The sequence below is a fragment of the Caballeronia sp. TF1N1 genome, assembly GCF_022878925.1.
In the GTDB taxonomy this organism is placed as follows: Bacteria; Pseudomonadota; Gammaproteobacteria; order Burkholderiales; family Burkholderiaceae; genus Caballeronia.
On record NZ_CP084626.1, the window covers coordinates 250,498 to 262,621 of the forward strand.

Here is a 12,124-nt window from a genome sequence, read left to right on the forward strand (position 1 = left end):
TCAAGGCGGGCGCGGCCTCACAGCGCGGACTTGGAGAAGTCATGTCCTTTACCCCTACGAACGTCACGCCGGACGCCGCGCGTTTCATCAAGGAGCGCGTGCGCACCGTCGAAAACTGGCCGCAGGCCGGCGTGCAGTTTCGCGACATCACGCCCGTCTTGCAGGACCGGCGCGCGCTACGCACGTTGATCGACCTGTTCGTGCAGCGTTATATCGATGCAAAACTCGATTCGATCGCCGGTCTCGATGCGCGCGGTTTCATCATCGGGCCGATTCTCGCGTACGAACTGAGCCTTGGTTTCGTGCCGATCCGCAAGAAAGGCAAGCTCCCGTACAAGACGCTCTCACAGTCCTACGAGCTCGAATATGGCAGCGCGACCGTCGAGATTCACGAAGACGCGTGCAAACCGGGCGATCGCATCGTGCTCGTCGACGATCTGGTCGCGACCGGCGGCACCATGATGGCAGGCAAGATTCTGCTGGACCGGCTCGGTGCGGAAGTGGTGGAAGCGGCGGCGATCATCGACTTGCCAGATCTGGGCGGCTCGAAACTGCTGCGTGAAAGCGGCGTGCCGCTTTACACCGTTTGTGAATTCGCGGGGCATTGAGATGCCGAATTTCCTCCTCTTTCTTGCCGCATCGGTGGCGATTACCGTCGCGCCGGGGCCGGACAATCTGCAAGTGCTTGCGCGCGGCATCTCGCAAGGACGGCTTGCGGGCGTCGTGGCGGCGCTCGGCTTTGCGTGCGGCGTGATCTTTCACACGACACTCGCGGCGCTCGGCATTGCGGCGCTCTTGCGCTCGTCGCCGATGGCGTTCGAGGCCGTGAAGCTCGCGGGCGCGGCTTATCTCGTGTGGATCGGCATTAAGGCTTTGCGCAGCCGTGGCATCGCGACCGCGCATGAACGCGCGAGCCAACCGCTTTCGACCGTGTTCCGGCAGAGCGTGATCGGCAACATGCTCAATCCGAAGGTCACGTTGTTCTTTATCGTGTTTCTGCCGCAATTCGTCGATCCGCACGGCGCGCAAAGCGTGATGCTGCAGATGTTCGAACTCGGCGGCGCGTTCATGCTGCAAACGGTCGTGGTGTTCTCGCTCTTCGGCATCGGCGCGGGCATGATCGGTTCGTGGCTCAAGCGCCGTCCGCGCGTGGGCTTGTGGCTGGATCGTGTGGCTGGCGTGACGTTCATCGCGCTCGGGATTCGCGTCGCGTTGAAGGATTGAGGCGGGCGCTTTCGAACGCTCACGAACGCCACGAACACTCACCAGCGCTCACCAGCGCTCACCGAACGCTTACCAGCGCTCACGAGCGCTCACCAACGCTCAAGCCGCGAGCGCGGGAGCCCAGCCTTCGATTCAATTGGCCGCGCTACAATTTCCGGCCTTTCACGGGCCGCTGAGCCTGCCGGAGCATTCATGTCCCTGCCTTCGATCGCCGCTGCCCGCCATTTCGACGCCACCCTGCATGTGCCTTTTCTGATCGGCGAGGAGCGCGTCGGCTGGATCCGCGCTTTCGATGTCGCATCGCTCACGCGCTGGCCGAACATCTTCGTAGTCGATGAAACCGCGGTGCGGCTGCATCCATCGCTGGACGACGTCGATGCGCGCACGGCCGCGCTTCACGATGTCATCGACACGCTCGCTCAGCAGGGCAAGATTCCCGGCTGGCGCAACGAAACCTACGCGATTCGCAACGACTTCCAAGCAGCGCCGCTCGCGTACATCGAACGCGCGGCCTCGCGCTTCTTCGGCACGATGACTTACGCAGTGCATCTGAACGGCATCGTAAAATATCGCGATGGCGCGCCGCGGTTGTGGATCGCGCGCCGCAGCGATACCAAGTCCGTCGATCCCGGCAGGCTCGACAACGTGGTCGCGGGCGGCATCGGCTGGGGTATGGATATCGAGCCGACGCTCGTGAAGGAATGCTGGGAAGAAGCGGGCATGCCGGCCGAACTCGCGTCGACGGCCACGCCCGGCGGCACGCTCCACGTGCTGCAGATGATTCCCGAAGGCACGCAGGCCGAGCAGCTTTTCGTCTACGACATCGAGCTTCCGGACGACTTCACGCCGCAAAATCAGGACGGCGAAGTCGGCGAACATCGCCTGGCGCGCATCGAGGATGTCGCGCGCTGGATCGAGGAAGGCGAATTCACCGTCGATGCGACGCTCGCCACCCTCGATTGCCTGCTGCGCCACCGCTGGATCGACGAGGAAGCGTGCGAAGGCATCGCCGCGCTCTACACGCCGCCATCGCTCTAACAATGATTAAGGAGTAACCGGGTCATGTCGACCGAACATAGTTTCATCCTGAAGTTGTCGTGCCCGGACCGTCCGGGAATCGTGCATGCCGTTTCCGGGTTTCTGTTCAATCTCGGCGCGAACATTCTGGACTCGGCGCAGTTCGGCGACAGCCACACCGGCGAGTTCTTCATGCGCGTGCATTTTCAGGAAGTCGGCGGCGATCCCGGCCTCGATGCGCTGCGCACGTCGTTCGGCGAACTGGCCGACACGTTCGGCATGCGCTGGGAGTTGCACGATGCATCGGTGAAGCCGCGCGTGGTCATCATGGTGTCGAAGATCGGCCACTGTCTGAACGATCTGCTGTTCCGGTATCGCACGGGCCAGTTGCAGATCGACATTGCGGCTATCGTGTCGAATCACAAGGATTTTTATCAGCTCGCCGCGAGCTACGACATTCCGTTCCATCATCTGCCGCTTCTCAACGGCACGCCGCAGGCGAAGGCCGCGCAGGAAGCGCGCGTGATGGAGATCATCGACCAGAACGATACCGACCTCGTCGTGCTCGCGCGCTACATGCAGATTCTCTCCACCGAAATGTGTGACAAGCTCGCGGGCCGCGCGATCAACATTCATCACTCGTTCCTGCCGAGCTTCAAGGGCGCGAAGCCGTACTATCAGGCGTTCGATCGCGGCGTGAAGCTGATCGGCGCGACCGCCCATTACGTGACGTCCGACCTCGACGAAGGGCCGATCATCGAGCAGGAAGTAGAGCGCGTCGATCACAACATGACGCCGGATCAACTGACCGCCATTGGCCGCGATGTCGAATGCGTGACGCTCGCGCGCGCGGTGAAGTGGCATGTGGAGCATCGCGTCGTGCTGAATGGGAGCAAGACGGTGGTGTTCCGGTAAGCATCGCCGTCAAAACGAGAAACCCCGCTGAATTCAAAGATTCAGCGGGGTTTTTTTATGTCGATGCACGCTTCAGACGAGCCGCAAATAAATCAGTTCGCGCTTGATATACGCGTAGAAAATCGGCGCGGCGATTACGCCCGGAAGACCGAACGCGGCTTCCATCGCGAGCATGGCGAGCAGCAGTTCCCACGCGCGCGCCTCGATCTGCCCGCCGATGATGCGCGCGTTCAGGAAATACTCGAGCTTGTGAATGACGATGAGAAAGCCGAGCGACGCCACCGCCGTGCCGAACGAAACCGACAACGAAATCCCGACAATGATGGTGTTGGAAATGAGATTGCCGATTACCGGCAGCAGACCGACGATGAACGTGATCAGCACGAGCGTCTTCGACAGCGGCAAACGCTCGTGAAAGAGCGGCAACGCGACCAGCAAATACAGCGCGGTGAAAACCGCGTTGATCGCCGAAATCTTGATCTGCGCGAAGACGATGCGGCGGAAGGCATCCGAAAAACGCGACACGCGCGTGACGAGCGCGGTGGATAACGGCAACCGATGCGCCTGCTTCGGCGCTCCGACCGCGATGATCGCGCCAATGATCATGCCGATCAGAATATGCCCGAAGCCGCGCGCCATTTCCTTGCCGCCTTGCTGCAATTGCTCGGCGTGCTTGTGCATGAGGTCGGCGGCGCGGTCTTTCATCTGATCGGCATCGACCGGGAGGTAATTGGCGATCCAATCCGGCACGCGCAGCCTTGCGTGCGACGTGATGCTCATCAACTGATCCAGCAATTTTTGCAGGCTCGGCACGTCTTGCTGGAAGTGCTCGATGATGGCTATCGTCGCGAACGTGAGCCCGCCGATGATGATCGTGGAGATGATGACGACGGACACCAGCCGCGCGCCGCGGCTCATGACGTGCCGCTCGATCACGGGCGCGATCATGTGAACCAGTTGGAACACCAGCATGCCGGCGAGCAGTCCGCCCAACAACTTGAGCTGCAAAACCAGGTACATACCCGCGAACGCCGCCAGATAGCTGCCGATCTCCACGGCGGACAACTTCGGCATGCTCATGTCGCTCGTCAGCCTGACGGGGCGCGCGGGAAGATCCCGTATGCGTCGCTCCTCGTTGGCCGCTTCGTTGCGCTTCGCCATGACTGCGTTCCTTTTCCCTGCTTGCGACGGTTATTCGTGCCGCGTATCGCGGCGCATTTCGAACGGCTATGGCGCGCGGCGCAAGTGACGCGCCGCAACCATGCTACGCCGCCGACTTGGGCCGTTGCAGCAAGGGTGCCAGATATCTGCCCGTAAAGCTCGCTTTCGATTTCGCGACCTGCTCGGGTGTTCCCTGAGCGATGATCTGGCCGCCACCCGCGCCGCCTTCCGGACCGAGGTCGATGACCCAATCCGCCGTTTTGATCACGTCGAGATTATGCTCGATGATCACGACCGTGTTGCCCTGATCTCGCAGACGGTGGATCACTTCGAGCAGAAGCGCGATGTCGTGGAAGTGCAGACCGGTCGTCGGTTCATCGAGGATATAAAGAGTCCGACCGGTGTCGCGCTTGCTCAGTTCCAGCGAAAGCTTGACGCGCTGTGCCTCGCCACCTGAAAGCGTGGTCGCCGACTGGCCGAGCCGGATATAACCGAGGCCCACTTCCAGCAGCGTCTTCAGCTTGCGCGCGACGACCGGCACCGGCTTGAAGAACTCGTGCGCGGCTTCCACCGTGAGGTTGAGCACTTCGCTGATGTTCTTGCCCTTGTACTGAATGTCGAGCGTTTCGCGGTTGTAGCGCTTGCCGTGGCATACGTCGCAGGGCACATAGACATCCGGCAGGAAGTGCATTTCGACCTTGATGACGCCATCGCCCTGACACGCCTCGCAGCGTCCGCCCTTCACGTTGAACGAAAAACGGCCGGGATCGTAACCGCGCTCTTTCGCGGCCGGCACGCCGGCGAAGAGTTCGCGGATGGGCGTGAACAGTCCGGTATAAGTGGCCGGGTTCGAGCGCGGCGTGCGGCCGATCGGTGATTGATCGACGGCGATCACTTTGTCGAAGTGTTCGAGACCTTCGATGGATTCATACGGCGCGGGCTCGGTCGATGATCCGTACAAATGTTGGGCGACCGCGTGTTGCAACGTGTCGTTGATGAGCGTGGACTTGCCCGAACCCGAGACGCCGGTCACGCAAGTCAGAAGCCCGACGGGCAAATCGAGCGTCACGCGCTTCAGATTATTGCCATACGCCTCGACAATACGAAGCTGCCGCTCGTCCGGCGCGGTCCGCTCGGACGAATAACCGATAGTCCGCTTGCCCGACAAATACTGTCCCGTGATCGAATTCGGGTCTTTCTGCACCTGATTCGGCGTGCCTTGCGCGACGATCACGCCGCCATGCACGCCCGCGCCCGGCCCCATGTCGACGACGTAATCGGCCATGCGGATCATGTCTTCGTCATGCTCGACCACGATCACCGAGTTGCCGATATCGCGCAGATGCTTGAGCGTGGCGATGAGCCGGTCGTTGTCGCGCTGATGCAGGCCGATGGACGGCTCATCGAGCACGTACATCACGCCGGTCAAGCCCGAGCCGATCTGCGACGCGAGCCGGATGCGCTGCGCCTCGCCGCCCGAGAGCGTTTCGGCGCTGCGTTCGAGCGACAGGTAATCGAGCCCGACGTTATTCAGGAACGACAGCCGCGCGACGATTTCCTTGACCACCTTGTCCGCGATCTCACCTTTCGCGCCGTCGAGCCGCAGCGTCTGGAAGTAGCCGAGCGTATCGCGCAACGGCCAGCCGCTGACTTCGTAGATGCCGCGAGCGTCATCGCCGGAACCGACTTTGACGAAACGCGCCTCGCGGCGCAGACGCGTGCCCTCGCAGGCCGGGCACGCCTGATTGTTCTGATACTTCGCCAGTTCCTCGCGCACGGCGGCCGAGTCCGTTTCGCGATAACGACGCTCCAGATTCGGCAGAATGCCTTCGAACGCGTGCTCTCTCACCGAAGCGCGCCCGCGCTCGTTGATGTACGAGAACGGAATGACCTGCTTGCCCGAACCGTACAAAAGCGTCTTGCGCACCTTTTCCGGCAGTTCCTCGAACGGCGCGTCGATGTCGTATTCGTAGAACGCCGCGAGACTTTGCAGCATCTGAAAATAGAACTGATTGCGCCGGTCCCAGCCCTTCACCGCGCCCGCCGCGAGCGAGAGCGAAGGATGCGCGACCACGCGCTTCGGATCGAAAAACGTGATCTGGCCCAAGCCGTCGCATTCCGGGCATGCGCCCATCGGATTGTTGAACGAGAAAAGGCGCGGCTCCAGTTCCGGCAGCGAGTACGAACAGATCGGGCACGCGAACTTCGAGCTGAAGAGCTTTTCGTTCTCGGTATCCATTTCGAGCGCGATCGCGCGGCCATCGGCGAGACGCAGCGCGGTCTCGAACGATTCCGCCAGGCGCTGCTTCATGTCCGGGCGCACTTTAAGCCGGTCGATCACCACGTCGATGGTGTGCTTGTCGTTCTTCTTGAGCTTCGGCAGCGAGTCGACTTCATAGATTTTCGCGACGCCTTCGTTCGCCGTGCCGCCGCCCGAACGAATGCGAAAGCGGATAAAGCCCTGCGCCTGCATCTCTTCGAATAATTCGACGTGCTCGCCCTTGCGATCCACGACGACGGGCGCGAGGATCATCAGCTTGGTTTCCTCGGGCAGCGCGAGCGCGGCATCGACCATCTGCGAGACGCTTTGCGCTTCGAGCGGAATCAGATGATCGGGGCAATAAGGTGTGCCGACGCGCGCAAACAGCAGTCGCAGATAATCGTGAATCTCGGTGACGGTGCCGACCGTCGAACGCGGATTATGCGAGGTGGCTTTTTGTTCGATCGAAATGGCCGGTGAGAGGCCTTCGATCAAATCGACATCCGGCTTTTCCATCAGCTGCAGAAATTGCCGCGCGTACGCCGAGAGGCTCTCGACATAGCGGCGCTGACCTTCGGCGTAAAGCGTATCGAATGCGAGCGACGACTTGCCCGACCCGGACAACCCCGTAATCACAATCAGCTTGTGACGCGGCAAGTCGAGATTGACGTTCTTCAAATTGTGGGTGCGAGCCCCACGAATACGAATTTCTTCCACGAGTCTCTTCCGGGTTCTTTCGGGGGTCTTTCGGGCGTCTTTTAGGTCGTGGCGCGGGGTTTCCTGCGACTACCGGACGACAAAGTAAGGGGGCTAAACCTGCTACTATAACGACTTTTGCAGGGTGCGGCGCCCGTGCCAAAAGGCTCTCGGGGGCTCTCAGGGGCTCTCAAGGCTTCTCGGCGGCTTTCCAACGGCTTTTCCGTTTCCCAGGCGCCTTCGCGTTAATGGCCGCAGGTCGTGCGGCGCGCGAGCAGCCGTGTGTCGCATATAGTGCCGTTTCGAGCCAGAACAAGGCGGCCGCGCCGCGCTCCCCACGCGTCAGGCCAGTCGCGACCCTCACCCATTTCCGTTCCTGATGTCCAATCCGTCTGCCACGTCCACACGTTTGTCCGCGCCGGAATTGCGCGCAACCGTGTCGCTCGCCGCGATCTTCGCGCTGCGCATGCTCGGCCTCTTCATGATCATGCCGGTGTTTTCCATTTACGCGAAAACCATCCCTGGCGGCGATGACGTGTTTCTCGTCGGCATAGCGCTCGGCGCTTACGGCGTCACGCAGTCCATGCTCTACATCTTCTATGGCTGGATTTCGGACAAGCTGGGCCGCAAACCCGTGATCGCATTCGGCCTGCTCGTGTTCGCGCTCGGCAGCTTCGTGGCGGCGGCAGGGCACTCCATGGCGTGGATCATCGCCGGACGTGTGATTCAGGGCATGGGCGCGGTGTCGTCGGCGGTGATCGCGTTCATCGCCGATCTAACTGAAGAAGAAAATCGCACCAAGGCCATGGCGATGGTCGGCGCGAGCATCGGCGTCTCGTTCGCGGTCGCTATCGTTGGCGCACCGATCCTGTTCCACTGGATCGGCATGAGCGGCTTGTTCACGGTGATCGGCGTGCTGTCGATCGTCGCGGTCGGCGTGGTCCTGTGGGTCGTGCCGGACCCGCCCGTGCCGCCGGTTCACGTCAAGGCACCATTCGCCGAGGTGCTGCACAACGTCGAGTTGCTGCGTCTGAACTTCGGCGTGCTGGTGCTGCACGCAACCCAAACTGCGCTCTTTCTCGTCGTGCCGCGCATTCTCGAAGCGGGCGGATTACCGGTCGCCTCGCACTGGAAGATTTATCTTCCGGTGATGGGCCTCGCTTTCGTGATGATGGTTCCGGCAATCATCGCCGCCGAGAAGCGCGGCAAGATGAAAGCGGTCATGTTGAGTGCGATTTTTCTTATCCTGATCGGCCAGTTGTTATTAGGCGCGGCTCCCCATACGCTATGGTCTGTGGCCGCGATCCTGTTTGTGTACTTCTTGGGCTTCAACGTGCTGGAGGCGTCGCAACCTTCGCTTGTGTCCAAACTGGCGCCAGGCACCCGCAAGGGCGCGGCCGCCGGGGTGTACAACACGACGCAGTCTATCGGGCTCGCGCTTGGTGGCGTGATCGGCGGCTGGCTGCTCAAGCTGGATGGCCCGAGTGCGGTGTTCTTCTCGTGTTCGGCGCTGGTGCTGGCATGGTTGATCGTCGCGTCGAAAATGAAGGCGCCGCCGCGCAGGGTCGAGCGCGCGGCGTAGCGAATCTGTATTAATCATATTGAGGCAGTGCGATGTTTCCCGTCCTCTTCCGTGGAAGAGGGTTGAACTGATAACGTCGCATGATTGCTAGTGGGCAAGGAATTTACCGGAGAAATCATGGCATCTGTCAACAAGGTCATTCTCGTAGGCAATCTGGGCGCCGACCCGGAAACGCGCTACCTTCCGAGCGGCGACGCCGTGGCCAACATTCGTCTCGCGACGACCGACCGTTACAAGGAAAAGTCGTCCGGCGAGATGAAGGAACTCACGGAGTGGCATCGCGTGGCGTTCTTCGGGCGTCTTGCCGAGATCGTGAACGAGTATTTGAAGAAGGGCTCGTCGGTGTATATCGAAGGGCGCATTCGCACGCGCAAGTGGACCGATCAGGCGGGGCAAGAGCGCTATTCGACCGAGATCGTTGCCGATCAGATGCAAATGCTCGGTGGCCGCGGCGGAGCAGGCGGCGGCGATGACGGCGGCTACAGCCGCAGCGCGCCGATGGAGCGCTCAGGCGGCGGCGGTGGTGGCGGCCGCGCGCCGGCAGGCGGGCGCGCTGCGGGCGGTGGAGCGGGTGGCGGATCGAGCCGTCCGAGCCAACCTGCGGGCGGCGGTTTTGAAGACATGGACGACGATATCCCGTTCTGACGAGTCGCAACAAATTCGTTTAAACACTGAGCCTCCGGCATTAATTGTCGGAGGCTTTTTTTTGTACCAAAATCGGCAAGGCGCTTTCCGAAATATCACTTCGAGGCTCTCCGCGATTCCCGCAGCCGTATTACGCTTCTAATTAACCGCGAATATGAGGCTTTATACGGACCAACGAAGAGTCATGGCAGTCTAATCGGAGTAATCCTATGGTGCGCGGATTGTTTGCGTCCTACTTTGACTCATCGAATTTTTAACGTTTAGTTACTTGCTGCTTTTTGGCATTCTTTTATTGAGTTCAGATGTTTACTCGATCTTTATCGAGTTCAAGCAACGTAGCAGAAGAGAGACTTCGTTGGTTGCATAAAGCAATAAATGCGTTCTGACCAAAATCTAAAATCAACAACATCAATGAGGGGGGCGACTTTGAAACTTCGCATAGTGCTGGCCGACGATCATCCTTTCGTGGTCCTTGGGGTAAAGGCGCTTTTGAAGGCCGACGAGGGGATTGATGTCGTCGGTGAGGCGAATAATGCGAGCAGTCTCGTGGTCGAACTCACGAAGACGCCATGTGACGTGCTTGTCACGGATTTCGCCATGCCTGAGCCGGGGCCGGACGCGCTAGACGGATTACGGCTGATTCGTAGAGTCAGGCAAGAGTGGCCAAGCATCAAAATCGTCGTGCTGACGAGCGTCAGTAATGTCGCGATTCTTCGTTCTATTCTGAATGCCGGTGCCATCGGACTCGTGAATAAGGCGGAGGCTATTGAACTCGTGGCGACTGCCGTGCGCCATGCGGGAATCGATCGCCGTTATGTCAGTGGGTCTTTTGTTACCGCGTTAGCGGAAGCGGGCGCGGAAACCGAATCATCACCAGAGGAACCGCGGCTTTCGCCCCGGGAAGAAGAAGTCGTTCGTTTGTTCGCCAAGGGTCGCACGATCACCGAAATCGCCAAAGCGTTGAACCGCGATGTACGCACTATCAGTCGACAGAAGCGAGATGCGATGAACAAGCTTGGAATCAGAAACGATCCAGGTTTGTTCGCTTTTGTACGCGCTCAAGGACTCGGCTGAGTTATCGGCGTGGTGAGTTCGAATTCGGATGCATCTTATGTTTTTTAATGTTTCGGTATCCGATTCTTATCGGTGTCAAGAATGAATTTGAGTTCGCTCAACGCGTGAAGGTTTTAAGTGATGGAATCATTGAATGAAAGTCAAGTGTTCTCGCATGCCAGGAGAATTCGGTTAGCAATAGCGGACGATCATCCGCTCGTTATTCTTGCTATCGAACGGCTGGCTGGGAATTTTCCCAATGTAGAAGTGGTGAGTCGAAGCATCGATTCCACGCAGCTCGACGAGTGTCTGGCACGCGGCGAATGCGACGTGGCCATCGTCGACTTCTTCATGCCTGGGGGACGCCACGGTGACGGCGTTCAACTCGTACAGCATATTTCTGCGACTTATCCGAATGTGCACATTGTCGTGCTATCGCGCACCGATAACGCGACGCTCATCAAGCAGGCGCTGGACGCGGGCGCGCACGCGTTCCTCAGCAAAGAGGACCGGCTTGACCTCATCTACGTCGCGATCGTCTCGGTCATTGCCAACGAGACCTATCTCGGACCTGCAATTCGCCGAGCTTTGGCCATTGCGAATACGGAAAGTCACGCTCTGTTCATTCGGCAGAGACTGACTAGCCGGGAGATGGAAGTCATTGAAAACTATGCGCGCGGTGCCAACGTGACTGAGATCGCAAGGAAGCTGGGCCGTAGCGTAAAGACCATCAGCGCTCAGAAATGCGCCGCCATGCGCAAGCTGGATCTGTCCACGGACGCAGATTTGTATCGCTTCGTTGCGGACACGGACCTGATCTGACGCGCGCTTACAAGCAGCTTTGACCGGCCGGCGTAGAGACGAACTGCCCTCGTTAGAAGGGCATGCCGGCTCTTAAAATAAAAGAGACCAATGAAAACACGAATGCCGCTGAGGGCAATCATCGCCGATGATCACCCAATTGTCGTGAAGGGTATTAAGACCTATCTCGAACGGGACGGCGCCATCGAAGTAGTGGCGACGGCGCACGACACCCAAGAGCTGGCCGAAGCGCTGGATTCGACTGCTTGTGACTTTGTCTTTTCTGACATTGGAATGCAGGGGATGGAAGGTGAGAGCAGTTCCATCACATTTCTGAGGCGTTTTTCGAGTCGGATCGAGCGGCCGAGGCTGGTCGTCATCACCATGCTTTCACAAGCTCGAATGCTAGCGGGACTCATACGAATGGGCGTCGACGGTGTGGTCGACAAGCGCGACGGACTGGAGTCTCTCGAAACCGCAATTGCGGCCATCAGCGCAGGCAGACGGTTCGCCTCGCCGCTTGCCATAGATGCGTTGAGCAGCCTTCCAGAAACCATGCCCGCATGCGTCGGCGTATTGAGCCGGCGCGAGTGGGAAGTGTTTCGGCTGTATGCCAGTGGCATGGTGGTGCACGAGATTGCAAGCCGATTTGGACGAAGCAGTAAAACCATTGCTACTCAGAAACGCAGTGGCATGCGGAAGCTGGGCCTAAGTTCGGAGGCCGATCTCGTCGAGTATTTCAGGCAGGTGGGCCTCGTCTGACTGAAGTG

Annotated in this window: 11 protein-coding genes; 9 read left to right on the plus strand and 2 right to left on the minus strand. The window is 59.7% G+C overall.

The features are described from left to right. Nucleotides 1–41 precede the first annotated feature (41 nt). The 4 genes from LDZ28_RS01235 (at nt 42) to purU (ending at nt 3,156) form a co-directional block, all read left to right on the plus strand. The gene (locus tag LDZ28_RS01235; RefSeq protein WP_244826929.1) at nt 42–608 is read left to right on the plus strand and encodes an adenine phosphoribosyltransferase; all 567 of its coding nucleotides are present in this window, start codon (nt 42–44) and stop codon (nt 606–608) included. 1 nt (nt 609) lies between these two features. Next, on the plus strand, nt 610–1,224 hold the full coding sequence (locus LDZ28_RS01240) for a LysE family translocator (protein WP_244826930.1): 615 nt from the start codon (nt 610–612) through the stop codon (nt 1,222–1,224). A gap of 192 nt (nt 1,225–1,416) precedes the next feature. Further along, on the plus strand, nt 1,417–2,262 hold the full coding sequence (locus LDZ28_RS01245) for an NUDIX hydrolase family protein (protein WP_244826931.1): 846 nt from the start codon (nt 1,417–1,419) through the stop codon (nt 2,260–2,262). A gap of 24 nt (nt 2,263–2,286) precedes the next feature. Beyond that, nucleotides 2,287–3,156 carry a formyltetrahydrofolate deformylase gene (gene purU / locus LDZ28_RS01250; protein ID WP_244826932.1) on the plus strand — a complete coding sequence of 290 codons (870 nt, stop codon included), beginning with the start codon at nt 2,287–2,289 and terminating at the stop codon, nt 3,154–3,156. Nucleotides 3,157–3,228: 72 nt separating this feature from the next. Here purU and LDZ28_RS01255 read toward each other — a convergent pair whose 3' ends face one another. Further along, nucleotides 3,229–4,317 (minus strand): AI-2E family transporter, encoded by a 1,089-nt coding sequence (locus LDZ28_RS01255; protein WP_244826933.1) that lies wholly within the window; start codon nt 4,315–4,317, stop codon nt 3,229–3,231. Nucleotides 4,318–4,420: 103 nt separating this feature from the next. Then, the gene (gene uvrA / locus LDZ28_RS01260; protein ID WP_244826934.1) at nt 4,421–7,294 is read right to left on the minus strand and encodes an excinuclease ABC subunit UvrA; all 2,874 of its coding nucleotides are present in this window, start codon (nt 7,292–7,294) and stop codon (nt 4,421–4,423) included. Nucleotides 7,295–7,652: 358 nt separating this feature from the next. Here uvrA and LDZ28_RS01265 point away from each other — a divergent pair, with 358 nt between their 5' ends. From LDZ28_RS01265 to LDZ28_RS01285, 5 genes are all read left to right on the plus strand, one after another. Continuing rightward, nucleotides 7,653–8,855 carry an MFS transporter gene (locus tag LDZ28_RS01265; RefSeq protein ID WP_244826935.1) on the plus strand — a complete coding sequence of 401 codons (1,203 nt, stop codon included), beginning with the start codon at nt 7,653–7,655 and terminating at the stop codon, nt 8,853–8,855. Nucleotides 8,856–8,972: 117 nt separating this feature from the next. Further along, nucleotides 8,973–9,500: a single-stranded DNA-binding protein gene (locus LDZ28_RS01270; protein WP_244826936.1), complete on the plus strand. Its 528-nt coding sequence runs from the start codon at nt 8,973–8,975 to the stop codon at nt 9,498–9,500. A 375-nt stretch (nt 9,501–9,875) separates the two neighbouring features. Then, on the plus strand, nt 9,876–10,574 hold the full coding sequence (locus tag LDZ28_RS01275; protein ID WP_244826937.1) for a response regulator transcription factor: 699 nt from the start codon (nt 9,876–9,878) through the stop codon (nt 10,572–10,574). A gap of 120 nt (nt 10,575–10,694) precedes the next feature. Continuing rightward, nucleotides 10,695–11,375 carry a response regulator transcription factor gene (locus LDZ28_RS01280; RefSeq protein ID WP_244826938.1) on the plus strand — a complete coding sequence of 227 codons (681 nt, stop codon included), beginning with the start codon at nt 10,695–10,697 and terminating at the stop codon, nt 11,373–11,375. A gap of 90 nt (nt 11,376–11,465) precedes the next feature. Further along, entirely contained in the window at nt 11,466–12,116 is a 651-nt protein-coding gene (locus LDZ28_RS01285) for a response regulator transcription factor (RefSeq protein ID WP_244826939.1), read from the plus strand. The last annotated feature ends 8 nt before the right edge of the window (nt 12,117–12,124 follow it).

Coding starts and splice junctions, on each gene's coding strand:
- LDZ28_RS01235 (WP_244826929.1), top strand. CDS start 42: ATGTCCTTTACCCCTACGAACGTCACGCCGGACGCCGCGCGTTTCATC.
- LDZ28_RS01275 (WP_244826937.1), top strand. CDS start 9,876: ATGCGTTCTGACCAAAATCTAAAATCAACAACATCAATGAGGGGGGCG.
- LDZ28_RS01270 (WP_244826936.1), top strand. CDS start 8,973: ATGGCATCTGTCAACAAGGTCATTCTCGTAGGCAATCTGGGCGCCGAC.
- LDZ28_RS01255 (WP_244826933.1), bottom strand. CDS start 4,317: ATGGCGAAGCGCAACGAAGCGGCCAACGAGGAGCGACGCATACGGGAT.
- LDZ28_RS01245 (WP_244826931.1), top strand. CDS start 1,417: ATGTCCCTGCCTTCGATCGCCGCTGCCCGCCATTTCGACGCCACCCTG.
- LDZ28_RS01265 (WP_244826935.1), top strand. CDS start 7,653: ATGTCCAATCCGTCTGCCACGTCCACACGTTTGTCCGCGCCGGAATTG.
- purU (WP_244826932.1), top strand. CDS start 2,287: ATGTCGACCGAACATAGTTTCATCCTGAAGTTGTCGTGCCCGGACCGT.
- LDZ28_RS01280 (WP_244826938.1), top strand. CDS start 10,695: ATGGAATCATTGAATGAAAGTCAAGTGTTCTCGCATGCCAGGAGAATT.
- LDZ28_RS01285 (WP_244826939.1), top strand. CDS start 11,466: ATGAAAACACGAATGCCGCTGAGGGCAATCATCGCCGATGATCACCCA.
- LDZ28_RS01240 (WP_244826930.1), top strand. CDS start 610: ATGCCGAATTTCCTCCTCTTTCTTGCCGCATCGGTGGCGATTACCGTC.